This window comes from Bradyrhizobium sp. UFLA05-108, assembly GCF_059803455.1.
The window spans coordinates 40802-66100 of record NZ_JBANAZ010000046.1; the positions used below are offsets into that span (position 1 = coordinate 40802).

A 25299-nucleotide genomic window follows, 5' to 3' on the forward strand; every position below is an offset into this window, starting at 1 on the left:
CAGCGGATTAGATCCGCTCGCACGATAACGGAATGCCAGAAAGCGCACTCAGAATGATCATCTGCTCATGCAATGTCCTCAGCGATCGCGACATCAAAGAGGCTGTCGCCTCCGCTGAGGCCGACCTAAATTCGACTGCGCAGGTCTACAATTGCCTCGGCTGCTTGGTGCATTGCGGGCTTTGCTCCCGCTCGGTCAGAAGACTCCTGCGGCACAAGCCTCTGCACCATCTTTCGTCGATCTAGATGCGGCCGCCTTCCCATATACTCTGACGGAGCATCGCCACCTTTCTTTCGGATCGAACCTCCGTATCTCAACGCTTCGACTGCATGCCCTGCAAAAAGCGAAGCGGATTGAGCGGGCCTATGGGATCAGTTCGAAGCTCATCATATGTGCTTTTCCCAAAGGCAGCTTTTCAAGCATTTCGTGAGCGACTGCCGGATCGGTGACGTTGATGATGAACGCCACGCCTGGCTTTCCCTGTAGCGAATACCACTGCTCGATCTTGCCATCGAGCTTGAGGTCGACAGTTTCCCGAACTTCCTCCGGCAGGACAGCAAAGACCTGCGACCGCTCAAAACCGGGATTGATTGTCCCGATGGCGAGAATTTTGGTCGTCGGCGTCGTTCTCATGGCGGCTCCTTGTGCGCTTGCGAATTTGAAGCCGACAAGGCAGCCAATAAGTGCCAATGCGGCTGCAGAAACGAATTTCATGTCATCTCCTCTGTATGTCGGTCAGGCACCGGGAGAACCTGTTGGGAGAGCAACGATATTCGCTTCTTCCTGGATCGAAAGGACAGTTGACTTGCAGACATCGAGCGAGCGAGTCAAAAATGACCCGATTGACCCAAAGCTCACGTGAGCAACTTCATCCACGAGAAGTACAGCAAGCAGCGAAAGGATATGCGTCATGTCACAACCAGTGAACGACGACGCGATCGACTTCGTTGAGATCAATAAAGATATCACGCTCAGGCGAATGGTTCTGCGCAATGCGAACCCGACGGGGACCGTTCTCTTCCTGCATGGATTTCCGGAGACCCTGTATGCCTGGAAGGATATAGCCAAGGCTCTGGCTGATGACCACGAGGTCCACGCGTTCGACTGGCCCGGTTACGGGCTCTCATCTAGGCCAACGGTCGACAAGTTTTCATATGCGCCCAAGGACTACGCGCGTATTCTGGATGGATATATCGAGAAGGCGGCCATCGATAAATCGAAGCTCACGATCTACGCAACCGATATCGGAGCGCTCCCCACGCTCCTGCTGGCCGTGGAAAAACCCGATATCGCAAGGACGATCATCGTGGGCGATTTCGCCCCGTTCAACAGGCCCCAGTTCATGTATGCGAGCCTGCAAAGCCTGAAGGCGGGACCTGCGATGGACCAGGTCCGCGCCAGCTTGAACAGCAATCGCGACGAGATCCTGGAGAACACCTTCACGCGAGGTTTGCCCAAGGAAGGGCATTTTGAAGTCGCGCCTGAGTTCAAGGACGACATGTGCCGAGGATGGACTCAAGGAGCGATGACGACGGCTGACGCGTTCTCCCACTACTACTCGCACTTTACGCGAGACCAGGATGACTTCGAATCGCGACTGGCCCAGCTCAAGGCACGCGTGAAGGTGATCTGGGGAGAGAAAGATCTCTATATCAACAGGAGATGGGAGTAGAGTTCGCCGAAAGGCTGCATGCGGAGCTGACCCTTCTTCCAGGCATGGGGCATTTCCCCCACCTGCAGAACCCAAGGCTGGCCATCGATGAGGTTCGTGCCGCATTCCGATGAGTCGCCAGTTCCTGCACGTTCAGTCGAAGTTCGACACGTCGGTCTGTTGTGCTCGTGGCAGATCGATTGGACCGACCTGGCAACGTCCAATGTTTCCATTTATAGCCCTTCGTGAACCTCACGGGATGCTTCTTGCGAGTCTGGAGCGTCGGGGCCCCGAGGCCGAGCAGGGGCCAACGAGAAATGTCGATCGTCATGAGTTTCCTCCTTCTCTTCCGCGAAGACACGGGCAGCGCGCTCACTCTGCCGCAAGCGCGTGGTGTCGCAGGAGCAAGCCAAGGCGCCCCCAAGAGTCGGGCAGTTGTATGAGCACGGCATGACGGATCCCATGTCTTGAGCAGGCGCCATCTTCGGCACCGTTGCGATGGCCCGCCTCGTTTACGCGGGAGCCTAGTTCTGCGCTCGCAGGTCGGCAATATCGCGTGCCGTGAGCGCCGAGCCCTTGGCTCCAAAGCGCGCGGTGACGTAGTTGACAACCGCGGCAATCTCATCGTCGGAGAACGCCTGACCGAAAGAAGGCATCGACAGCGCGCTATCCGGGGTCAGGCGTCTCGTGCCGCTGATCACGATCTGCGCGACATTCATCGCGCTCGGATCGTTGACGGCGGCGCTCCCTGTCAGAGTCGCAAACTTCGAGACCGCGCTCTCGCCGCTCCAGCCGTGACAGCTGACGCAAGCACCCTCGAAGACCTTCTTGCCGAGCAGGCTGGCGGTCACGCCGTCCTTGTGGGACACCGGCGCTGGCGCTGACTTTGACGCAACATCGGATGACATCGTGGGCGGAACGCTTCGCAGGAACGTAACCATCGCCTCGATATCGGCCTTCGTCATCCTGCTGAAGGAGTGATCGACGGCTTCGCCCATCGGTCCCGATGCAGTGCCGCGGCCTGACACATGTCCGGTCGAAAGATAAGAGGCGATGTCATCGTCGGTCCAGCCGCCGAGGCCGGTAGTCTTGTCGGAAGAGATGTCGGTGGCATGCCACCCTGCCACCGGCGCCCCGGCAAATTTCTTCCGGTTGTCGAGCGCAAAGCCGATGTTGCGTGGCGTATGGCATTCGCCGCAATGTGCCAGCGCTTCGGCCAGGTAGGCACCGCGATTCCACTTCAGGCTCTGCGACGCATCAGGCCGAAAGCGCGTATCGGGATTGAACACCAACGACCAGAACGTCATGGCCCAGCGCTGATTGAAAGGAAACAACAGCGTGTTTGCCGGCGGCACGGCGCGTACCGGCGCCAGACTGAAAAGGTAGGCCTTGATCGCGAGAGCATCGGCATCAGTGACAAACGTGTAGGACGTGTAGGGCATTGCCGGATAGAGCCGCGCGCCATCGCGGCGGACGCCCCGATGCATCGCATCCAGGAATTCCTGGTCGGTGTACTTGCCGATGCCCGTCTCCGGATCCGGCGTGATGTTGGTCGAGTACATGGTCCCGAACGGAAGCTTGAACGCAAAGCCACCCGCATATTTCTTGCCGCCCGGCGCCGTATGGCAGACCACGCAGTCCGCCGCCTCCGTAAGATATTTGCCGCGCTCGAGAAGGCTGTCCTGTCTCATCTCGGCAGGCACACCCGTGGGATCCCCGTCCTTGTAGTCCGCCACGGCAACATTCTTGCCGCCGGTGAACGCCAACGGACCCGGCCCTCGAACGTACCAAACTGCGCCCAGCGCAACGACCGCGCCGAGAACAGCGGCCCCGATCACGGACTTCACAACAATGGCTCTCATAACCACGGCTTCTTCTCCGCGATCAATTGCCGGTCGATCGGAAGCCGGCGCAATGCAATGCCCGTCGCCGCATAGATGGCGTTACGCAACGCAGGAGGACCTCCGACCACGCTCGCCTCACCGATCCCGCCCGGCGCCTCCCCGCTTTTCACGAGGTGGACATCAATCTTCGGGACCTGGTCGATACGCAGCATGCGATAGTCATGGAAATTTGACTGCTGGACGCGGCCCTTCTCCAACGTGATTTCACCATACAATGCAGCGGTCAGACCGAAGATCATACCACCCTGGACCTGCGCGACGACGGTGTCCGGATTGACGGTGAGGCCGCAATCCACGGCGAGCGTCACCCTCCGAATGTAGACGTCGCCGCCGGTGTCAACTTCCGCCTCGACGACGGTAGCGATCGAACTATTGAAGGTCGGCTGCACGCTGACGCCGCGGCCCACACGCGGCGGCAACGGCTGGCCCCAGTTCGACTTTTCCGCCGCCAGATCCAGCACGTGACGGATCCGTGGCGTCTTCCCGAGCATGTCACGTCGAAATGCAACCGGATCCTTGTTCACCTTGCGCGCCAGTTCGTCCATGAAGCATTCGATCGCGAACACATTGTTGTTTGGACCGACGCCGCGCCAAAAGCCGGTCGGAACGGCGGGCGGTTCGACGCGGACATAATCCACCTGGAAATTCGGAATGTCGTAGGGCATGTCGACGGCGCTATCGACAGCGTCGATATCGATGCCCTCCTTGAAGGCGGGCGGCAACCAACGCGCGATCACGGATGAGCCGGCGACGCGGTACTTGAAGGCGATCACCTTGTCGCCGGTCAGCCTCGCCGAAATGCTGTCATGATAGATCGGACGGTAGAGGTCATGCTGGATGTCCTCTTCGCGCGTCCAGATGATCTTGACAGGCCCATCAACCTTGCTGCCGATCCGCACGGCGGCGGCGATTATGTCGACCTCGAGCCTGCGTCCGAACCCTCCGCCCAGAAGATGCTGGTGGATCGCCACCTTGTCTTCAGAAAGACCGGCGGCTTTTGCGGCGACCGACTGCGCGCGCGCAATGATCTGCGTTCCCACCCAGACATCACACGAATTCGGCGTAACATGGACGGTACAGTTCAGGGGCTCCATCGTCGCGTGCGCAAGAAATGGCATTTCGTAGGACGCATCATACGACTCGCCAAAATTGAGCACCTTGGCGACATCCCCGACGGATTTTGCGACGACGCCCGCACCCTCGCTCGCCGTGCGAAGATGCTCCCAGATGTCCTTGGAACTGAGGTTGGCGTTCTTGCCTTCGTCCCAGGTGATGTCGAGTGCTTCGAGCCCGCACTTGGCGGCCCACATATGATCCCCGACGACGGCGACCAGGTCGTCCAACGCTATGATCTGCCGCACACCCGAGATTTTCCTTGCAGCCTCGTCGTCGATCTTCGTAACCTTGCCCCCAAAAACCGGGCATTGCGCCAGCGTCGCAAATTTCAGGCCGGCCATCATGGTGTCGATGCCGTAGATCACCTTGCCGTTGACCTTGTCCGGCGTATCGAGCCTCTTCAGCGGCTTTCCGATCAGGACGAAATCCTTGGGATCCTTCAGCGCAACGTCGCCCGGCGGTGATAACTTGCCGGCGGCCTCCACGAGCTCGCCATAGCGAAGCTTGCGGCCGCTTTCATTGTGAACCACCGTGCCCTGGATCGTGCTGCAACTCTCCGGCGTGACTTGCCACCGCTCCGCGGCGGCCTTGACGAGGATGGCCCGGGTGGTGGCGCCCGCTTTCCGCAACGGAGTCCAGAATGCACGAACCGAGGTCGATCCGCCGGTGGCCTGAACGCCCAGCAATGAGTTGGCATAGAGCTTCTCGTCCGGTGGCGCATGCTCGAGCGCGACCTGGGTCAGGTCTGCATCGAGTTCTTCGGCGAGGATCGTGGCAACGCCCGTGTAGATGCCTTGCCCCATTTCCACCTGCGGCATCACCAGCGTGACGAGACCGGCTCCGTCGATCCGGATATACGCGTTTGGCGCAAACGTCCCTCCGGCTGAATCCTTCACGGGCCCGGCGGCATCGACCGGGAGATGGAAGGCGAACACAAAACCAGTTGCCAATGCGCCGCCGAGAACCCGACGACGCGAGACATTCGGCGATTTGGACATGACGTCACCTACGCCTTCTGAGCGGCGGCCGCCCGTTTGATGGCGGCCCGGATACGTACATAAGTGCCGCAGCGGCAGATGTTGCCCGCCATGGCTGCGTCGATATCGGAATCGTCGGGATCCGGCGTCGATGCCAATAGCGCCGCCGCCGACATGATCTGACCGGACTGGCAATAGCCGCACTGCACGACCTCGAGGTCAAGCCAGGCCTTCTGCACCCGGGCCCCCACCGGGGTCGCGGCGATGCCTTCGATGGTGGTTATCGTGCGGCTTTGAAGATTGCCGACGGGGAGCACGCACGAGCGGACCGGCTTGCCATCGACATGCACCGTGCAGGCACCGCACTGCGCCATGCCACAGCCGAACTTCGTACCGGTGAATCCAAGAATATCGCGCAGCACCCATAGCAAAGGCATTTCGGAAGGCGCTTCGAACGATCTTTCCTGACCGTTGATATTCAGCGTCGTTGCCATATGGACTCCTGCTATCTGCTCGGCTCGGCTCAGCGCGATATAGATGCGGCGCACGGCTGTCCGACAGCCTTATGAGACCACGTCCAAAGGATGCGAAGTCACAGCTGTCCTGGTCGCGAGGTCGTTGATCCTGGATGCGTAGTTCTGGAAGTGCGGTGTTGCCCGATGGGCTTGTACCGATTCGATATCCTTGTAGAGCTCGTCGACGATGAAATTTGTCTCGTCGTTCTGATCTTGCCAAAGGTCCCAGCGAAGGTTGCCCGGCTCGGAGCGGCTATGGCCTGCCAAACCACGCAACAGAGCGATCAATTCGCCCGCCTTTCCGGGCTGGGCCTTGAGCAGCGCCGTCGTTTTCATGTGAGTTGCCACTGATCTCTCCTTGTGGTCGGCTCATCGTCGCGCGAGCTCCACCGGCCGTTCCGCCGGTCAGGCGGAAGCGGCTGCACCAGGCTGACGTTGAGTGACTGCCTTATCGAGCGCCTTGACCAGCGCCTCACCGACCGAATGATCCGAGCGCGGGTTCTGGCCAGTGATGAGCTCACGATCAACGATCACGTGGGGCTCGAAATCGACCTGCGTCGTCGCCACGTCGCCTCCCGCTGCGCTGAGCGCCTGCGGCATGGTGAAGTACATCTTCCCATGCAGGATCTCCTTTTCGACCCACTTCTCTTCCGAGGCGGAAAAGATCGTCATCCGATAACCGGCATACGGCCACCCCTTGGCTAACTGCTTCGCCTTCGACTCATCGCCGGCCATCAAGGCCGCGCGGAATTCACGCGCAGGCGACATCGCCGAGACAAGCGCAATCGGACCATGGCAGAGCAGCGCCGTCGGCTTTGCATGGTCATGGAAGTGGCGAAGCACTTCGCCCATCTGCCGGTCCTGCATCAGATCGACGACCGGCGCCTGGCCGCCCGGCACGAACACCCCGGCGTAGCCGTCCAATCCCCTTTCGATCACCGCACCGAGGGACTGAATCTGGTTCATCGCGGGATCATCGCTCCAGAACGCCCTGGCGCGGGCATAGGCGGCGGTGTCACCGCCAAAGTGCGCAGCCGAGTCCGAGGCCTTGTCCATGTGAGGCTTGGTGCCGTCCGGCGTGGCGAGCTGAACGTCGTAGGCGGCTCCGATCAGCGCCATGATCGGAACGACGGTCTCGTTGAGATAATTTCCGGTTGGCCCCCATTTGCCACCCTGCACTTCGATCTGGGTGGCATTGGATCCAACGACAAGCACCTTTGCCTTGCTCATGGTGTCAGCCTTCCGTTCGTTTCTGAATGGGTCGCAGCAGCTCCACGTCGACGTACTGGATCTGCCGGCAGCCAATGCCCTGTTGCGAGATCAGCACGCGGGCACCATTGTCGCCGTCACAGATAATCGGAAGCGGGCACGGACGCCCGTAAAGAGATGTAAAACGTCGAACAGCGGGAGAGTCCCTTAGGCTCTGAGCTCCAAGGTCTCGCATTGGTCTCGCGGCGAGCGATTTTCCTCAATTTACAAATCGCTATTCGTCAGCTGCAAATCCGCAACATAGACTCGCGGAAGTGGCGCTCTTGCCGACTGGAGATGGACGCAATCAACTCCGCGCGACATCGGCAACGCCAACTTCATCGTCACCGGAGGTTCAAATGAGAATCAGGGAAGCACTGTTGGCCGCGCCGCTCGGGTTCGGCACAGCACCGCTCGGCAACATGTATCGGGATATCCCCGAGAATGAGGCACTTGCGACGGTCGATGCGGCCTGGGACGCGGGCACGCGATTTTTCGATACCGCTCCATTCTACGGAGCCGGGCTCGCAGAGATTCGCCTCGGCAAAGCGCTCTCAAGGCGAACTCGCAGCGAATACGTTCTTAGTTCAAAGGTCGGCCGGCTGATCCTCGACGAAGTCGAAGATCCGAGCGCCCGGGACCACGGCGAGAAGGGCGACATCTTCAAACACGGCCGCCCCAACAAGATCGTCCCCGATTACTCGGCCGATGGCACCATGAAATCGATCGAGGACAGCCTCAAGCGCATGAAGGTCGACCATATCGACTTCGTGTGGGTTCACGATATCGCCCAGGATTTTTACGGCGATCGCTGGCTTGCAATGTTTGAAACCGCTCGCACGGGGGCCTTCCGAGCTCTGTCGAAACTACGCAACGAGGGCGTGATCAAGGGATGGGGCCTCGGCGTGAACAGGGTCGAACCCGTGGAGCTTCTGCTCGGGCTCACCGAGGCGGACCCGGATGCGACCTTGCTCGCCGGCCGGTATACTCTCCTCGATCATGAGGTGGCGCTGCAGAGGCTGATGCCCGCCGCACAGCGCAAGAAAGTCGATATCGTGATCGGCGGCCCGTATAGCTCCGGAGTGCTTGCAGGCGGGCGTCACTTCGAATACGGGGCGGTGCCGCCGGCGATTGCCGCCAAGGTCGAGAAGATCTCGGTCCTGTGTGCGGAATACAACATACCCATCAAGGCAGCGGCACTGCACTTCTCTCTGGCGCACCCGGCGTCGGCCGCAGTCATTCCCGGGGCCAGCAAACCCGGACGCATCCGCGAAGATCACGCAGCGCTCAAGACCAAAATTCCCGCTGAGTTTTGGCTAGCCTTGCGAAAGAAAGGGCTTGTGGCGGCAGAGGCGCCTCTGCCGATCGATAGATAAGGCGTCAATTCACTAGCGTCCCACGCCAGATAAATTCTGTACCGTGCAAGATTTTACGGGCCGTTACGCCGATTTAATTGAGCCGGGTATCGTGTGGTTCTACTCTTGCGACAGGTTTAGAAACGTCTGACGACTTTGGCTTTCGGAAAGTCTGGCCCATCAGCGCACGTCTCTCCAATGCCAAGTGCCATACGGATGGCAGCGTGCCATGCGTAGGTCGGGGCGCAATCCGCCCGAGTCCCTCCCCCGGGGCGCCCCGATCGTCCTTTTTCATCGCATTCCATCGCGGCTCGCCGCATGAACGTCAGGAGATGATAATGATTCCAGCTCGCATACCAACACCTGATTCCACATCAGCCTTGGCGCTGCGGAACACCACCACTGCGACCAACGCACTCAACACGATCCTGGCGGATATGCTCGCCCTCTATTTCAAGACCAAGAATTTTCATTGGCACATGGCCGGGCCACATTTTCGCGACTACCATTTGTTGCTGGACGACCAGGCGACGGAAATCTTCTCGGTCGTCGACGACATCGCCGAGCGAGTTCGCAAGACTGGCAATACAACCCTGCGATCCATCGGAGACATCGCTCGCCGGCAGACAATCAAGGATAATGATGCCGAATTCGTGCCGGCGGACGACATGCTCGCCGAACTCCGCGAGGACAATTTCGCGCTGGTTCGTGCGCTCCGCGAAGCGAAAGTGCTCGTTGATGAAGCCAGGGACAACGGCACTTCGGGACTGCTCGACGGCTGGACCGACCAGGCAGAGCGGCGGGCCTGGTTCCTCTTCGAAGCCACACGATCTGCCTGATTCCCCGCCTGCCTGATTCCCCGCCGCAATGATCGTACACGGAAAGATCCCGTCCCTGGAACGAGTGTGGACGACGCCGTCGGCGGCGTTCGCACTCTGAGAGATAGCCGAAAGCGAATGGCGATCGGTCCCGCCGCGACGACGCCTTAGCGATTCTGAACCTGGCCGACTTGTGCGCGTCGACGCGGTCGAAGCCAAACAATCCCAAAAGCTTGAGATCTGCGGCCCGAAGAGGCGGCGTGAGCCCTCAACCCGTGCCACTGACCCAGGAGCCGCGCCAGACGAGCGCGGCCCAGGGATTTGTCCAGTTGGGAACGGCGTTGCGTTACTCCGCCGCCTTGATGATCAGTTCGGAGACTTCCTTCGGGAACGCGAGCATCGCGACGTGACTCGACGGCACCTCGATCGCCGTCGCCTTGGCCGCCTTCACCTGGTCCTTCTCCATTTGTGGCGGAATGATCGCATCCTTGGTCGCAACGACCATGAAGGTCGGCTTCTCCCGCCACGCGGCCTGGCTGATCGTAGCGCCGAGCGTCCTGATGTGGAAAGGTCCCTGCGTCGCAGCTACGACCGCCTGCTCCTTGGGCGGAAGGTCGGCCGCGAAATATTTCTTAATACCTTCCTCGCTGATCGTGAGATAACCGTCGGGGTCCTTGACGAACGTTTTCAAGCTCTCCGGATCTGGATATTTCGAAGTCGCGCTCTTTACGGACTCGCCTTTGTCGGGTGCGTAGGCCGCCACATAGACGAGCGATTTGACCTTGTCGTCGTTACCCGCCTCGGTGATGACGGCACCGGCCCATGAATGGCCGACGAGGACGACGGGACCTTCCGCGTTCCGGATTGCCCGTTTGGTCGCCGCGACGTCGTTGTCCAGCGAGTCGAGTGGGTTCTGGACGGCAACGACCTTGAGCCCGGCCTTCTCGAGATACGGAATGACCTTCTCCCAGCTCGAACCATCCGCGAATGCGCCATGGACAAGGACGGCGGTCTTGGCTTTCGGCTCGGTAGCCCAAACTGGCTGGGCGATCGCAACCATCGCGGTCAGGAGGCTCAAGCCCATAGCGCTCTTGTACGATTTCATAGCTACGTTCCTTCATTTGATGGGAGGATTGATTTTGCCGTATTCACAGTCGACACGAGACGATCGAATGTTGCAGGGAGCGGCCTGATCATCGCCTTGCTTTGAAAGGTTGGCTGCGACGGAAGCGATCGTCGTGATCTTCCTCTCAGGCCGGTGCTTTGCGCAGCTAGTAGAAGCGTCTGGTCGGAATAAAACCAGTTTAAAGATGTAAAAGCGCTCGGCGTGGACGTGCTCGGAGACTTCGGCGATTGGCATGGCATTTCCTCAGGCAAGTCAGCCCAAACTGGCCGGAGCTGGTCATGCCTCGGCCTGCCTCGCCGTCGAATGCGACGCGTTGTCGGAAACTGGGATAATCCCGGCGCGGGCCACGGCATAAGACCCGGCCCATTTCGCCAGCATGCCGACACCAATCCCAACGACCGTGTCGAGCAGACGGAGCGACGGTTGCGCCAGCGCATGCTTCGGGTCGATGGCAGCGACCACCAGCACAACAGTTGTCGTGATCCCGGTGGTCACAATGTCCTCGCGCCGTCCCAGGAACAGCATCACGATGGTCCCCACGCCAATAACGAGACCGATACCGGCCGCATTGACAGGAAGAAAAGCGATGTAGATGAAACTCAGGACGAAGCTCACAAAGGTCGCGGTCAGCCGCGATATCCCCGCCGAAACGCTCCCTTCTCGGGTCTCGCGGAACACGAACAGAGTCGCGACAGCAGCCCACATACCTCCGAGGAGAGTATCGCCGCGATCGATGAAGCCGCCGAGCAATTCGGTTGTCAGGAGGTAAGAGACCGCGCAAGCGATCGCCATCGCGAACGCGTAGATTAATTCCCAGGCTGTGAGTTTCTTCATGATAATCGATCTCTCATGGCCACTTCCGCCAAGCGATGAGTGCGATGAGCCGACAGCGTCTCTTTCAGCCGTCGATCTGCATTCTGACGGCGCGCTCTATGGGCATCGTACCTTCCGTCAATTCCAGGATTCTACGTCGTAGAGCTGGCGTGTGAACCAATTCCACGATTGTCGCCGCAACGTCATCACGACGAATGCTCGTGTGGAACTCCGCTGGCCCCAGGCTAACTGTGCCAACACCTCTTTCATTGTTGAGAGAGGAAGGACGCAAGATAATCCAGTCCAGGTCAGTCCGAGCTAACTCCACATCGGTACGCTTTTTCACTGCCATGTAATGCTCGAAGCTTTCACCCCATCCTTTCTGGCGCCCGGCTTCGGGAAATACCGAGACAAGGATGAAGCGCTTGACGCCAGCGCCTCGGGCAGCAACGATCGATTTGGTTACGCCGTCACCATCAACGGTGTCGATCATGGCATCGCTGTCGGCCTCGCCGGCGCCAGCTGCGAAGACTATGACATCGCTTCCTGAGAAGTGGGCCACCAGTTTCGTCTCATCGATCCGAACGAGATCGCCGAGAGTGCCGGCAACGCCAATCGACCGCAGTTTTTCGCCTTGCTGAGCCCGCCGATATAAACCATCGACCTCATCGCCGCGGCTTTTGAGCAGGGCCGCAAGCCTGAACCCGGTCTCTCCGGAAATGCCGACAATGAAGATCTTCATTTTTTCCTCGCCAGGGCAGTGCGCCTCATACTCGGCCCTTCAGCCAGGGGCCCGACACTCCTACAGCTTCTCGACGAAAACCGTCTTGATGTTGCAAAACTCCCGGATGCCGAACTCCGACACTTCCCTGCCGTAACCGCTGTTCTTGATCCCGCCGAACGGCAGCCGCGGATCGGACCTAACGTTCTGGTTGACGAACGCCGCGCCGGCGTCGAGCTCCTCCGCCGCGATGCGCTCGCCGCGTGCGGTGTCAGCGGTTATCACCGCTGATCCCAGGCCGAACTCGCTCGCATTCACGATACGAATCGCGTCCCGCTCGTCCTTGGCGGATATGACCGCAGCAATGGGCCCGAACAGTTCCTCGTCATGCGCCGCCTGGCCCGGCAGAACGTTCGACAGGATCGTTGCCGGAAACCAGGCGCCGGCGCGTTTCGGAGCCTCGCCACCCAGCAGAAGCCGAGCACCATTTTTGATGCTCTGACTGACCTGACTTGCGATCTGATCCCGCGAATGCACGCTTTCCATCGGCCCGAGAAGCGTCTTCGCATCGTTGGGGTCTCCCATTTCGAAACGCTTCATCTCCTCGACGAGCGCGCTCTCGAAAGCCGGCCCGACGCTCTCGACCACAACAAAGCGCTTCGCAGCGATGCAGCTCTGGCCACCGTTCACCATGCGCCCGCGCGCGCATATCCTGGCGGCGGCGACCGGATCCGCATCCTCGAGCACAATATAGCCGTCGGAGCCGCCGAGCTCGTAGACGCCCTTCTTCATGACTGCGCCGGCGATCGCGGCGACCGACTTCCCGGCGGCAACGCTGCCGGTCAGCGTGACCGCGGCGATGTGCGGGTCTTCGATCAGTGGCCGCAAATCCTTCGACGGCAGCAGCACCGCTCGAAACAGGTCGACGGGGAATCCCGCCAGCCTGAAAATCTCCTCCAGGGCTAACGCGCATCCCGGCACGTTGGACGCATGCTTCAAGACGCCGCCGTTGCCGGCCATCAGATGCGGCGCAGCGAACCGGATGACCTGCCAGAACGGAAAATTCCACGGCATGACGGCAAGGATGACGCCGAGGGGATTGAAGGTCGCAAACGCCTTGGGTGGCGCGCCGGGGCCGGAATAGCCGACGCTCATATCGAGAGGTTTCGGCTTGAGAAAGCCTTCCGAGGCCTCGGCAAAATAGTCACAACAGGAGGCACATTTGTCGAGCTCGGCAAGGCCATCGGTCACTGGCTTGCCCATCTCCTCCGTCATGAGCTTGGCATACCGCGAACTATTGTCGCGAATGACTTTGGCGGCATTCTTCATCAAAGGAGCGCGATCCTTGAAGCCGACCCGACGCCACGTGGTCTGCGCGCGATGAACGTTGGCGGCAATCGACAACGCGTGGTCGATGCTATGCCCGGGGTAGGCTGCTCCCTTCTCACCCGTCGCTGGATTGATCGTCTGAAAGAGATTGGGTGTGGCCGCTGCAAATGCTCTTGCTTCCGCCATCTCTCGCGCTCCTGCTCCTGGGTGGGCTTTCTCGACCTGCCAACGTTGCCTGCGCCGCATCGGCGAGCAAGTAAAGAGAGGTAAAAGTGTCACCTCGCGCCGCAATCCTCAGTGAAGGCCGCCAAGAGTTCCGCTGCTGGGCATCGAGATCAGCGTGATGGCGCCCCGGTCTCCAAAGCCACAATCGAACGTGCCTCCAACGCTTTGCACCAGGGATTTCACGAGCTTCAGACCCCGTCCCGCCGGCCGTTGACCTCGGTTACAACCATTGTCGCAGATGCAGCATGTCACCATTGGCCCGGCCTTCGACAACTCGATCCGGATAACGCCGTCGACCGGGCCAAATGCGTGCCGGCACGAATTGGTAATGAGCTCGGAGACGGCAAGCCCAAGCTTCCAGCAGCTTTCGGCCGCAAGAAATTGCGGTTCGGACTCGACGAGCAGCAGCCTTATGTTGCGATCCCTTAGCCGCACAGCACTCACCGCGCCGCACAGCCGCTGCAGATACGCACAGACCTCGACCGGCTGCCGACCAGGGGGAAACGTCAGCGCCCGATGGACATCCGACAACTGCATCAGGAGCGTCGCCACGTCGGTCAAGGCGGCCCTGACTGCCGTGCTCTGCGACTTGTGGGCGCGCAGCGAGATTGCATTGATGATGCCTGCATATTCGTTCTTGATCCGATGGGACATCTCCTTCAGCAGGACGTGGTCTTCGACATCCGCGACCGACGTGTCCTTGCTAAGCTCCGCAAACTCGAACATATCTCTCATGTTGCGCGCTCCTGGCTCTCACGACTCCATCCGCCAACCGTTCCCTGCGTGATGGATCCTAGCCATTCGGCGCCGCCTGCCTTGATCAGCACCGCCGAGACTTTCCCGTTCGTGCTGTAAAATCGAGGACAAATCCGGCGAGAGCCTCCTTCCTCTTTTTACAACCTTTAACTTTCACTTGGCGCAGCCGCCGCCCATGGTTCCAACGCCAATTTCCTACTGGGTGAATCATGGATGGCTCTACCACTCTGTCCCACGGCGCAGGGGCGACGCCGGCGCATGTTGTCAGCAAAATGAGCGGCGATACGCCGACCGAACCGTCTTCGCTCGCTTCTGCGCATACGATGATGGAACTGCTTCGGAGCGCGGACGACGCCGTCGTCTCGGATCAAGCGCGTGCCCGGCAGCTCATCGATTGCGTGATGGACATTTTGCGCGCAACGTTGGACGAAAATGCGCATGCTCCATCCGCGAGCGCAGGTCGGCTGGCTCCCTGGCAAGAGCGCCGTCTGAAAGCGCATATCGAAGCCAATCTGAGCGTCTCGCTGACGACAGCCGAACTAGCAGGCGTGGTCAATCTCAGCCCCAGCTACTTTTCGCGGGCATTCAAGAAGAGCTTTGGCCAGCCGCCTCACTCCTACCTGACAATGAGGCGAACCATACGCGCCCAGAAGCTGATGCTCACGACCAACGAGCCGTTGAGTCAAATTGCGGTCGCCTGCGGCCTGGTCGACCAGTCCGCTCTGTGCCGCCTGTTTCGGCGCACGGTGGGGCACAATCCACACGCATGGCGGCGGGCGTTCAAGGGAGCCACGTCTGGCGGCGTTCTCCAATCGCCCCTGCTCCACTCCTGGCCATAGCATAGCAAGTCCGCGAGGATCTCGCGCGCGTCGAACGACTGACCGGTGAGGGTCAATGCCAGTCGACTCAAAAGACATGTTGATGCGCGAGGCCACACCCGAGCCGCTTCGCGATCATCGCGCGATTTCGGCGCTACGGTCCTACCTACGGTTCCTGCTGCCCACCCTCGTTCTGTTGGCCGTTGTTGCGCTTATCGCCGTCGCGGCGAACCGCTGGAACGCCTGGACGGGCCAGGCGGCCATACAATCGACCGACGACGCCTATGTGAGTGCGGACGTCACCCGGCTCAGCACCCGCATTTCCGGTCAGGTATCATCCGTCGCCGTCGACGATTTCCAGTCGGTCAAGGCAGGCGACTTGCTGATTCAGATCGATCCCTCCGACTACCAAGCTCAGGTGGATCTGGCGAACGCCACCCTGGCGGCATCGCGGGCTGCTATCGAAATCCTGGGCGACCAGATTGAGCGCCAATATGCTGTCATCGCGCAGGCTGAAGCGACGCTTCGATCGACAGAGGCCATCGAGACCGAGGCGCGCGAGGAGCAGGATCGGCAGCAAGCTCTGTCGCAGACTGATGCAGGCACGCGACAGCGGCTCGAGCAGGCGACTGCCGCCTACGGCAAGGCCCAGGCCGATACGCGCGCCAGTCGTGCGGCTGTCGCCGAACAACATCACCAGCTCGAGGTGCTCCAGGGGACGAAGAAGCAGCGTGCCGCGGATGTTGACGGCGCCAAAGCGACTTTGGCTGCCGCGAGTCTCCGATTGGGTTATACCAGCATCCTTGCGCCGTTCGATGGCGTGGTCAGCGAACGTCAAGTTCAGCTCGGCGATTATGTCACTGTCGGGCGAAACTTCATCAATATCGTGCCGCTCCCGAACGTCTACGTGATAGCGAACTACAAGGAAACGCAGCTCACGCGCATCCGCCCTGGTCAGGCCGTCGATATCGCAGTTGACAGTTTTCCGGACCGGCCGCTGCGCGGACATGTCGAGCGGATCTCGCCGGCGTCTGGCTCTCAGTTCGCGCTGCTCCCACCGGACAATGCGACCGGCAATTTCACCAAGGTCGTCCAGCGAATCCCCGTGCGGATCGCCTTCGACAAGCATCAGCCGCTGCTCGCTCAGCTGTTGCCGGGCATGTCCGTCGTCACCCACATTCATGTCGGTGGCGGCGGATGATCAGTAGCGACGATGATCGGCGCGGGCCCGTTTCATTCGGGGGTATCACTCCGCAACCGCTGTTCGCGGTTGCCGCCGTCGTTCTTGGCTCCATTTTCACCAATTACGACACGCGATTGATCGGCTACGGGCTCCCCGATCTGCGCGGAGCGTTCTCGCTCAGCTTCGACGAGGGAGCCTGGCTCTACACGGCCTCCGTCGGATCGCAAATATTCGTCGCTCCGGCGGTGGTCTGGCTCGTCACGACCTTCGGATTGCGACGTATCCTGGCGGTCCCCAGTTTGCTGTTTGCCGTCGTCTCCTATGCCATCCCGTTCGCCAGGAATTACGAAGCGCTGATGGTGTTGAGCATCATTTATGGGATGTTGCTGGGTACCTTTGTGCCGGCGACGTTCATGATCATATTCCGGCACTTGCCGATGAAGTGGTGGCTTTGGGCGATCGCCCTTTACGCAGTGCGCGTTGGGCTGACGCAGGATGTGGGCCTCGCCGCCGCCGGGCTGTTTGCCGCCGACCTCGGATGGCAATGGTTCTACTGGCAAGGCGTCGTGATTGCGCCGCTGATGGCATTGCTGGTCTATCTGGGCACACCTCCATGCCAGATCAACCATGACCTTTTGCGTAAGGCCGATTGGGCCGGCATGTTGTTGTTCGGCGCTTCATTGTCGATGTTCTACGCTGGGCTCGATCAGGGTAACCGGCTCGATTGGCTCGGCTCCGGCATCGTGGTTGGCCTGATTGCCGGTGGCGGCGCCCTCTTCATTGCCTTCCTGGTCAACGAAATCTACGCGAGCGATCCCTGGGCCAACATCAACGTGCTGTTCAAGCGCAACATCGGATTCGGCCTCGCGACCGCCCTGTTCTACACCCTGACGAGCCTCTCCAATTCCGTCCTCGTGCCCGGCTTTCTCGGGACCGTCACGTTGCTGCGTCCCGAGCAGTATGGATCGCTGATGCTGGCCTATGGCGCCCTGCCGATATTGATGCTGACACCACTTTCGATCGTTATCCTTCGACACTTCGATGCCCGTTGGGTTGCCGCCTTCGGACTATCGACCTTCGCCGCAGTAGGCTTTCTTGGCATGCAATTGACCAACGATTGGGCGGCAGCGGACTTTCGTGTGATCGTCCTCCTGTTGTCGGTCGGCCAGGTTTTCACCTTGACGCCAACCATTCTTACCCTGGTCGCAAACTCGGATTCGTCTCGTGCAACGGCATTCTCGGCGTATATCCAGGTCATCCGCGTGGTCGGCGCGGAGGTTGGCGTGGCGTTAATGACCACATGGCTGCGGGTCCGCGAGCAGATTCATTCGAATTATCTCGGGCTTCACGTTGCAGACGGCAATTCCGAGGTCGGACACCGATTGGCCGCACTCGCCGATCAACTCTCGGATCGTGGTGCTGATGCAGCATCGGCACGAGCGATCCATGTTTTTTCGGGAACCGTTGCGCGCGAAGCCAGTGTCCTGGCATTCATCGACGGCTTCTCACTGTGCTTTTGGCTGGCGATCGCCGGCCTATTCTGCCTGTGTTGGATCACACGGGCGCCACCAGGGCCGTTTACGCCCGCTCCGTTTGGCTTTGTCAAAGCGCTACTGCGTCGGTGCGGTGTAACTCTGGCGACGCACGCTTGAGAGTGAACGAACTCATTCGCCGGCATCAGCGCAACGCGCGGCTCGACACAGACAAATAGGGGCACGCTTTCACAATATTTGTTCGAGGCGAAACGGCACACTGAAGGATGTGCGGACAATCCTTCCAGCTCCTGGGAGCTGTCACGTGTCCGCGGATGGAGTGTGCCGATGGATCCCGTGATACTCTCGCGCCTACAATTCGCGTTCACGATTGGCTACCACATCCTTTGGCCGGCATTTTCGATCGGGATCGCATGGTTCATCGTCACCTTGAACGCCTTGTGGCTGCGGACCGGAAAGCCGGCATACCATCAGCTCGCGACCTTCTGGACGAAGGTCTTTGCCCTCGCGTTCGGGATGGGCGTCGTGACCGGTGTCGTCATCTCATATGAAATCGGACTTAACTGGTCCCGGTATGCGCGAGTCACGGCTGACGTCATCAGCCCGCTCCTGACACTCGAAGTCCTGACGGCCTTTTTCCTGGAAGCCGGCTTTATCGGGATCATGCTGTTCGGTGAGAAGCGCGTCGGGAAATGGCTGCATTTCGCGGCATCTGTGATCGTGGCGACGGGCACGGTCATCTCGGCATTCTGGATCATCGCGGCCAACTCCTGGATGCAGACGCCGGTGGATTTCACCATGACCGGCGACGGCCGGTTCGTCACCACGGATTTCTGGGGCGTGGTTTTCAATCCTTCGATGCCATATCGGCTCGCACATATGCTGCTGGCCAGCTTCATCACCGGAATTTTCGTCGTTGTCGGCGTGTCCGCGTTCTGGCTGCTGCGCGGCCGGGAGAAGGAGCAGGCGCCTGCCCGCGCGGCCTTCTCGCTCTGCCTCTGGATGGCAACGATTTTGGTACCACTGCAAATCTTCGTCGGCGATCAACACGGGCTCAACACCCGTAAATTCCAGCCGATGAAGCTCGCAGCGATCGAAGCGCGATGGGAGACGGCGAAAGCGGTGCCACTAACCGCCATTGCCTGGCCCGACGAGAAGGCTGAGCGCAACGACTACGCCGTCGAAATCCCCTGGCTAGGGAGCATCATTCTCACGCATTCGTTTAACGGCGAAGTCAAGGGCCTGAAAGAAGTTCCCGCGAGCGAGCGTCCGCCCGTCATTCCCGTATTCTTCGCTTTCCGGATCATGGTTGGCTGCGGAATGGCGCTGCTCGGCCTTGCGTTACTGTCTCTCTATCTTCGCTGGCGCCAGAAGCTGTTCGACACGGATTGGTATCTCTACGCGTGTCTGGTCGGCACACCGCTTGGCTTTATCGCGACGCTCGCGGGCTGGACAGTGACGGAGGTGGGACGGCAACCGTATGTCGTCTACGGACAGTTGCGAACCGCTGATGCCGTCTCCCCGATTGCAGGCGGGGCTGTCTTCGGATCGCTCGCCGTCGCGCTGGTGCTCTACAACCTCCTGCTACTCGGCTTCTTCTACTATGGCGGCCGATTGGTGTGGCGTGGGTTCGAGACCGAGACACCAACAACTCCCGTTGGCCGGCCGCTCGGCGCCATCCACGTAGCAATCGCAGCAACGGAAGCGATCAAATGAGCATTTTTGGCAATCTCGATCTGCCGGTGGTGTTCGCCGTGTCTGCGGCCTTCGTCATAGCGCTCTATGTCATCCTGGATGGTTTCGACCTCGGAGTCGGGATCCTCTTGCCATTCGCATCGTGTCCGGCGGACCGCGATATCATGATCCGAACATTGGCGCCCACCTGGGACGGCAACGAGACTTGGCTCGTACTCGGCGCGATGGTGTTATGGACCGCCTTTCCCGGAGCCTTCGCAATTCTCATCCCGGCGTACTACGTGCCCCTCGCCTTGATGCTGTTTGGGCTCGTTTTGCGCGGCGTTTCGTTCGGCTTCCGATCCCAGGGCGGTCCCTTGAGAGTCATCTGGACGGCGGCCTTCACTGGCGGCTCTGCGATCGCAGCCTTTTGCCAGGGCGCCATCCTGGGATCATTCATCGGCGGGACAATTCGAGTCGCCGACGGCCACTTTGCCGGCGGTCCGCTCGACTGGATCACGCCGTTTTCAGTCGCAACCGGCCTCGGGCTAGCAGCCGGTTATGGCCTGCTCGGCGCATGCTGGTTGATATGGAAAACCGAGGGATCGACGCAAGCTTCCGGCCGCAGGCTCGCGCTCGTAACGCTTCTTCTCACGGGAGCCGCAATCGCGTTGATCAGCCTGTGGACTCCATTGAGCGTCCCTGCGATCGCCGATCGTTGGTTCACGCTCCCCCATTTGTTGTCGCTCTCGCCGCTTCCCCTCCTCGCCGCAGCCGCCTGGGTCGGCGCCTTGCGGTCATTGTCCGGACCGCGTGACTGGGTGCCATTTCTCTGCGCGATTCTGCTGTTCCTCGCCTCGCTGGGTGGGCTCGGCGCGAGTGTCTGGCCCTACGCCATTCCGGGGGTTATGAACATTTGGGATGCGGCGTCCGAACAGCGAACCCAAGTGATCTCGTTCTTCGCAATCGCTGCAATCGTCCCGATCATCCTGGCCTACGTTGGTTTCAGCTACTGGACGTTTCGGGGAAAGGTCGGCGCTTCATGAACGAGCAAAGATGACGGCGGGTCCGTCCGCCGACCGAGCCCGACAGCTCCTGCTCGAAACGATGGCATCGCGGAGAAAGATTGCAATGACGCATCGGCCAGCCCTGTTTGAACCCATTCGGGTCGGCTCGCTCGAATTGTCGAACCGGATCGTTATCGCGCCGATGTGCCAATATTCGGCAGACAATGGCTGCATGACCGACTGGCACTTGATCCATTTGGGTCACCTTTCGCTTTCCGGGGCGGCCCTGCTCACGATCGAGGCCACAGCAGTGCTGCCGGATGGCCGCATCACATGGGCGGATGTTGGCCTGTACGACAATGCGACGGAAATGGCGATGGGCTCCACGCTCGATCGAATTCGACGCTGGTCGGGCATTCCTATCGGCATCCAATTGAACCACGCAGGCCGCAAAGCGTCGACGGACGTGCCTTGGGTAGGAGGGGCCCAGATCGCGCCGAGCGCGCCAAATGGCTGGCAGACGGAAGCACCTTCGTCGATCCCCTATGCCGAAGGCGAGATGTCGCCGCAGATGCTAGACCTCGAACGACTTCGCGAGATACGAGATGCATTCGTATCATCGGCAAAACGCGCCCGTTATATCGGCGTCGATCTGATACAGCTTCACTGCGCACACGGCTACCTTTTGCATCAATTCCTGTCACCGCTCTCCAACCAGCGTGACGACAAGTTTGGTGGATCCTTGGAAAATCGCATGCGATTTCCACTTGCGGTATTCGAGGCGGTGCGCGAGTCGATACCTGACAGGCCCGTCACCGTTCGAATATCTGGCACCGACTGGGTCGACGGAGGCTGGGACATCGAACAAACCTGCGCCTTCGCAACGACGCTCGAAGCTGCCGGCTGCGACGCGGTCCATATTTCCAGCGGGGGTCTTCATCCAGCTCAGCGGATTCCCGTGGGGCCAAGCTATCAGGTGCCCCTGGCTCGGGCCGTCAAGACAGCCGTCGAGATACCTGTCGTCGCCGTCGGACAGATCACCGGCTTCGACCAGGCCGAAGCGATTGTCGGTACCCGGGAAGCTGATATGGTCGCACTGGCACGGACTATCCTTTATGATCCTCGGTGGCCCTGGCATGCTGCGGCCGAATTAGGCGCGCAGGTCCAGGCACCAAATCAGTACCTTCGGTCGCAGCCTCGACGCTTCAAGGATTTGTTGACAGGGAGTAGCCCCAAGAGGTCCGAGCAGTCTTCCCTTGTTGACCGCAATCTACGAGTTCTTGCATCATAGCTGGCAAATTCGGGGGTGCCAGTTAGGACGCCGCGCGCATTGTCGCCGATCTAACCACTGGCCGCAAATTCGCGGCACGGAGGTGCCTAGTGCCGAGCTCCTGTTCTCATAGAGGCCTTATCAGGACCGTTACGCCGAGCGCGCGAGGCTGCGAGGAATGCTTGAAGACTCGGAGCTGGTGGGTCCACCTGCGCATCTGTCGTTCGTGTGGCCACGTCGGTTGTTGCGACCAATCGCCCGGAAAGCACGCCACAAAGCACTTTCAGACGAGTGGACATCCCATCATTGAGGGTTACGATCCGCCAGAGGGTTGGGGCTGGTGCTATGTCGACGAGACGTTCATCGAGCTTGATCATCCCACACAGCAGCTCGGTCCAATACCGAGATTCGTGTGATCGGTGTAAAGCCGCCGGTCGATCACGAATTCTCCGGCATTCCGCGGCTCTCGCTGCGGCCACTTCTCGTCCGGCGCACCCTGGAATGCTCGTGTCAGCCCGACGATCGGCCTCGTGCGAGGGCAACTCTTGCGAGCGCACGATCCGGTGGATGCGACGCACATACTATGCCCGCCACATAAGCTCTTGTCGTCTCGAGCAGCCGAAACATCGGCGCTTCACTCGCCATCTCGACCGCGAGAAATGATTTGTCGAAAAGACGGTAGAACGATTCTGATGGCCGCGTGCACACGCTATCCAAACAGCCCGCGATAGCGCGCTCGGCAGTGAACGAGCCACGGAGAGTAGCCAGATGAACCAGCATGCGCTGCTCTTCCTCAGAGAGAAGGCCGTAGCTCCAATCGAAAGCCGCTGCCAAGGTGCGGTGCCTGGGCAACGCTGTCCGGCGACCTCGTGTGAGAATTGCGAAACAATCGTCGAGACGGGCAGCAATATCACGAAGCCCAAGCTCCGCAACCCGAGCGGCGGCCAGCTCGAGCGCGAGCGGTATTCCGTCAAGCCTCCGACAGATTTCAGCAATTGTCGGAATATCTCGCCGGCGTGGTTCAAATCGCATCGAAGATTGGACACGATCAACGAACAGGGTGATTGCCGAGAATTTCGCTATGTCCCTCTGCTCAATCTCCTCTCCTTCTGCGGGAAACGTGAGCGACGGCAGCAGATGGGTCCATTCCCCGGTCGCTCGTAGCGCTTCCCGGCTGGTCACCAGCAACTTCAAATTACAGCACCGACTTAACATCACCTCTGCAAGTGTCGCGATGGGTTCAACGATGTGCTCGCATGTGTCGAGTATCAAAACCGCTTCATGAAGCCTAAGGTGATCGCACAATAATTCGAGCGGGTCATGACCTGGTGCCAGATGCAGGGCCTCCGAGATGACTTGAGCTGCTCCAGCACCGTCAACGACATGCGACAGATCAACGAATCCGATCACGCCCTGAAAGTGCTCCGCGTAACGCTTCGCGGTTGCGATCGCAACGGTTGTCTTGCCGATACCGCCCGGCCCGGTGATGGTTACGAGGCGATGTCGGTCCAGCGCACCTTCAACAATTTGAATTGCTTCATCTCGACCGACTGTCGGATTAGGCAGGATTGGCAGTGCGGCAGGCCTCCAGGGCCTTGAGCCGTTCGGCTCGATCCCGTGCGGATGATAGCGTACGGGTAGAACGAAACAATATCCGCGATTCGGCACCGTATCGATTGCGCGGCTCGTCTCGTCGCATTGCGACAGTACCTTTCTAAGGACGGCCATCTGCACGCGAACATTCGCTTCTTCGACCGTAACGTTTGGCCAAACCAGACGCATTAGATCGTTGAAGCTCACAATGCTTCCAGCCCGCGACACCAGCAAGAGCAATAGGTCGAGCGCCCGCCCGCCAATCGCGACGCGCTCGGCGCCGTGCACCAGCATCCGCCGCTTTGGAAACAATCGCAGGCCTGCGAACTCGTAGCACTCCTCGGATGTCGGCTCTGCCCCTGGTGAGGCGGTAACGGGACTGTTCCGCTGCGGTGTTGAACAAGAGCCCTCATCCAAGAGCCCGCTTTTGACTGGCCGTTCGCTTAGCAGGGTCACCGACTACCTCGCGCAATGTTAAGCGCCGTATGTCGCACAGTAAGGCCAACGCGCTTCTACTATGATGCCCATTTTGTCGCAGGCCAATCTAGCAAGGGTCTCTACGACCCATACTTTGGTGTGTTCTTTTGTTGGTGACGGCCGCACCTTCGTTTAGTAGGGTTAGGCGCTACTTATGGTATTGATTTCAAGCTTCTTCTGGGTAGCGCGCGCATGGCCCAAGCGACGGATGGCACACCTACCGTGCACGTCATTGATGACGACGATTCTGTGCGCTTAATGCTCGATAGCCTGCTGCGGTCGGTCAGGCTTAACGTCCGCAGCTACAGCACTACGCAGGAGTTTCTGAAGGCGAGCCGCCTGGACGGCCCCGGTTGCATTGTTCTCGACATTCGCCTTCCGGGAATCAACGGACTGGACTTTCAGGAACAGCTCCAGGAAATTGGGGTGAGATTACCCGTGGTGCTGATGACTGGACATGGGGACATTCCGATGAGTGTGCGAGGTATGAAAGCCGGCGCAGTCGACTTCCTTCCCAAGCCATTTCGAGATCAAGACATGATCGATGCGGTCACGACAGCACTCGATCGGGATCGGGCGCGTCGCGCCAACGATGACTGGGCTGTCGCGACGGCCGATCGGTTCGCCACGCTTTCCTCGCGCGAGCGCGAAGTGATGATGTTGGTAACCTCCGGCAAACTGAACAAGCAAGTGGCAGGAGAACTCGGCCTAAGCGAGATAACAGTCAAGATGCATCGCGGTGCCGCGATGCGCAAAATGGAAGCTCATTCCATTGCAGATCTGGTTCGCATGGCAGATGCACTCAAGAACAGAGCGCGCTGAGAAGACGTTCAATGCTCTAACCACGTAGGCGGCGACAGAAATGATTTCCATTGTCGATGATGACGTCGCTGTGCGGGAAATGCTGGTCTCGCTAACAAGATCACTTGGATACGACGCCCTCGGATTCGCGTCCGCGGAGGAGTTTCTTGCATCCGCTGACTTTGGACGATTCGCCTGCGCGATTACAGATATTCATATGCCGGGAATGAACGGCTTCGAGCTTCAGAAGCAACTTCATCAGCGCAACCAATCATTTCCGGTCATCATGATAACGGCCCGCACGGAACCAGATCTCGAAAGGAAGGCTATTTCCAGTGGGGCGATAGGCTTCCTCCGCAAACCTCTGGATGTCGAAAAGCTGGTTGGCTGCATCGAGAGGGCATTGGGCGATTGAGGCCGTAGCCGAAA

25 protein-coding genes and 1 pseudogene are annotated in these 25299 nt (G+C 59.8%); 13 read left to right on the forward strand and 13 right to left on the reverse strand.

What is annotated here, in order from left to right:
* Positions 1-53 precede the first annotated feature (53 nt).
* Positions 54-245, forward strand: a complete 192-nt coding sequence (locus SO140_RS29090) for a (2Fe-2S)-binding protein (protein WP_474799228.1) — start codon at positions 54-56, stop codon at positions 243-245.
* A 118-nt stretch (positions 246-363) separates the two neighbouring features.
* On the opposite strand, the gene SO140_RS29095 is transcribed toward SO140_RS29090, so the two are convergent.
* Positions 364-714, reverse strand: coding sequence for a hypothetical protein (locus SO140_RS29095; RefSeq protein WP_449379647.1), 351 nt, complete (start codon positions 712-714; stop codon positions 364-366).
* A 196-nt stretch (positions 715-910) separates the two neighbouring features.
* Here SO140_RS29095 and SO140_RS29100 point away from each other — a divergent pair.
* Positions 911-1785, forward strand: a pseudogene (locus SO140_RS29100) (alpha/beta fold hydrolase).
* Positions 1786-2175: 390 nt separating this feature from the next.
* Here SO140_RS29100 and SO140_RS29105 read toward each other — a convergent pair.
* The 5 genes from SO140_RS29105 to SO140_RS29125 form a co-directional block, all read right to left on the reverse strand.
* A complete protein-coding gene (locus tag SO140_RS29105) occupies positions 2176-3513 on the reverse strand; it encodes a c-type cytochrome (protein WP_449379645.1) in 1338 nt (445 codons plus the stop codon).
* Positions 3510-5669, reverse strand: a complete 2160-nt coding sequence (locus SO140_RS29110; protein ID WP_474799231.1) for a xanthine dehydrogenase family protein molybdopterin-binding subunit — start codon at positions 5667-5669, stop codon at positions 3510-3512. Before SO140_RS29110 ends, SO140_RS29105 begins: the two co-directional genes overlap by 4 nt.
* 8 nt (positions 5670-5677) lie before the next feature.
* Positions 5678-6142, reverse strand: coding sequence for a (2Fe-2S)-binding protein (locus tag SO140_RS29115; RefSeq protein ID WP_449379643.1), 465 nt, complete (start codon positions 6140-6142; stop codon positions 5678-5680).
* 69 nt (positions 6143-6211) lie between these two features.
* The gene (locus SO140_RS29120) at positions 6212-6511 is read right to left on the reverse strand and encodes a putative quinol monooxygenase (RefSeq protein WP_449379642.1); all 300 of its coding nucleotides are present in this window, start codon (positions 6509-6511) and stop codon (positions 6212-6214) included.
* 57 nt (positions 6512-6568) lie between these two features.
* Complete coding sequence (locus SO140_RS29125) at positions 6569-7393, reverse strand: type 1 glutamine amidotransferase domain-containing protein (RefSeq protein ID WP_449379641.1); 825 nt, start codon at positions 7391-7393, stop codon at positions 6569-6571.
* Between the two features lie 377 nt (positions 7394-7770).
* On the opposite strand from SO140_RS29125, the gene SO140_RS29130 reads away from it, so the two are divergent.
* Together SO140_RS29130 and SO140_RS29135 are read left to right on the forward strand one after the other, a co-directional pair.
* Entirely contained in the window at positions 7771-8787 is a 1017-nt protein-coding gene (locus SO140_RS29130) for an aldo/keto reductase (RefSeq protein WP_449379726.1), read from the forward strand.
* Between the two features lie 317 nt (positions 8788-9104).
* Positions 9105-9605, forward strand: a complete 501-nt coding sequence (locus tag SO140_RS29135; protein WP_449379640.1) for a Dps family protein — start codon at positions 9105-9107, stop codon at positions 9603-9605.
* A 325-nt stretch (positions 9606-9930) separates the two neighbouring features.
* Here SO140_RS29135 and SO140_RS29140 read toward each other — a convergent pair whose 3' ends face one another.
* The 6 genes from SO140_RS29140 to SO140_RS29165 all read right to left on the reverse strand — a co-directional run bounded on the left by SO140_RS29140 (position 9931) and on the right by SO140_RS29165 (position 14533).
* On the reverse strand, positions 9931-10689 hold the full coding sequence (locus SO140_RS29140) for an alpha/beta fold hydrolase (RefSeq protein WP_449379639.1): 759 nt from the start codon (positions 10687-10689) through the stop codon (positions 9931-9933).
* Positions 10690-10701: 12 nt separating this feature from the next.
* The gene (locus SO140_RS29145; RefSeq protein ID WP_474799235.1) at positions 10702-10944 is read right to left on the reverse strand and encodes a hypothetical protein; all 243 of its coding nucleotides are present in this window, start codon (positions 10942-10944) and stop codon (positions 10702-10704) included.
* 42 nt (positions 10945-10986) lie between these two features.
* On the reverse strand, positions 10987-11502 hold the full coding sequence (locus tag SO140_RS29150) for an FUSC family protein (RefSeq protein WP_449379638.1): 516 nt from the start codon (positions 11500-11502) through the stop codon (positions 10987-10989).
* A 106-nt stretch (positions 11503-11608) separates the two neighbouring features.
* Positions 11609-12265 carry an NAD(P)H-binding protein gene (locus SO140_RS29155; RefSeq protein WP_449379637.1) on the reverse strand — a complete coding sequence of 219 codons (657 nt, stop codon included), beginning with the start codon at positions 12263-12265 and terminating at the stop codon, positions 11609-11611.
* Between the two features lie 60 nt (positions 12266-12325).
* Entirely contained in the window at positions 12326-13759 is a 1434-nt protein-coding gene (locus SO140_RS29160) for an NAD-dependent succinate-semialdehyde dehydrogenase (protein ID WP_449379636.1), read from the reverse strand.
* Positions 13760-13867: 108 nt separating this feature from the next.
* Entirely contained in the window at positions 13868-14533 is a 666-nt protein-coding gene (locus SO140_RS29165; protein ID WP_449379635.1) for a sensor histidine kinase, read from the reverse strand.
* 293 nt (positions 14534-14826) lie between these two features.
* On the opposite strand from SO140_RS29165, the gene SO140_RS29170 reads away from it, so the two are divergent.
* From SO140_RS29170 to SO140_RS29200, 7 genes are all read left to right on the forward strand, one after another.
* Positions 14827-15393: a helix-turn-helix domain-containing protein gene (locus tag SO140_RS29170; RefSeq protein ID WP_498540690.1), complete on the forward strand. Its 567-nt coding sequence runs from the start codon at positions 14827-14829 to the stop codon at positions 15391-15393.
* A gap of 76 nt (positions 15394-15469) precedes the next feature.
* Positions 15470-16573, forward strand: coding sequence for an HlyD family secretion protein (locus tag SO140_RS29175; RefSeq protein ID WP_498543517.1), 1104 nt, complete (start codon positions 15470-15472; stop codon positions 16571-16573).
* Entirely contained in the window at positions 16570-18207 is a 1638-nt protein-coding gene (locus tag SO140_RS29180) for an MFS transporter (RefSeq protein WP_449384621.1), read from the forward strand. The genes SO140_RS29175 and SO140_RS29180 overlap by 4 nt, the downstream gene beginning before the upstream one ends.
* 168 nt (positions 18208-18375) lie before the next feature.
* Positions 18376-19764 (forward strand): cytochrome ubiquinol oxidase subunit I, encoded by a 1389-nt coding sequence (locus SO140_RS29185; protein ID WP_449384620.1) that lies wholly within the window; start codon positions 18376-18378, stop codon positions 19762-19764.
* Complete coding sequence (locus tag SO140_RS29190; protein WP_474799244.1) at positions 19761-20768, forward strand: cytochrome d ubiquinol oxidase subunit II; 1008 nt, start codon at positions 19761-19763, stop codon at positions 20766-20768. Before SO140_RS29185 ends, SO140_RS29190 begins: the two co-directional genes overlap by 4 nt.
* Positions 20769-20853: 85 nt before the next feature.
* Entirely contained in the window at positions 20854-22020 is a 1167-nt protein-coding gene (locus SO140_RS29195; protein ID WP_449384235.1) for an NADH:flavin oxidoreductase/NADH oxidase, read from the forward strand.
* An 89-nt stretch (positions 22021-22109) separates the two neighbouring features.
* Positions 22110-22415, forward strand: a complete 306-nt coding sequence (locus SO140_RS29200; RefSeq protein ID WP_449384236.1) for a UBP-type zinc finger domain-containing protein — start codon at positions 22110-22112, stop codon at positions 22413-22415.
* A gap of 94 nt (positions 22416-22509) precedes the next feature.
* Here the strand turns inward: SO140_RS29200 and SO140_RS29205 are convergent, their stop codons facing one another.
* Positions 22510-23886 carry an ATP-binding protein gene (locus SO140_RS29205; protein WP_449384237.1) on the reverse strand — a complete coding sequence of 459 codons (1377 nt, stop codon included), beginning with the start codon at positions 23884-23886 and terminating at the stop codon, positions 22510-22512.
* A gap of 375 nt (positions 23887-24261) precedes the next feature.
* Here SO140_RS29205 and SO140_RS29210 point away from each other — a divergent pair, with 375 nt between their 5' ends.
* Both SO140_RS29210 and SO140_RS29215 read left to right on the forward strand, forming a co-directional pair.
* On the forward strand, positions 24262-24891 hold the full coding sequence (locus tag SO140_RS29210; RefSeq protein WP_449384238.1) for a response regulator transcription factor: 630 nt from the start codon (positions 24262-24264) through the stop codon (positions 24889-24891).
* Between the two features lie 40 nt (positions 24892-24931).
* The gene (locus SO140_RS29215) at positions 24932-25285 is read left to right on the forward strand and encodes a response regulator transcription factor (RefSeq protein ID WP_449384239.1); all 354 of its coding nucleotides are present in this window, start codon (positions 24932-24934) and stop codon (positions 25283-25285) included.
* The last annotated feature ends 14 nt before the right edge of the window (positions 25286-25299 follow it).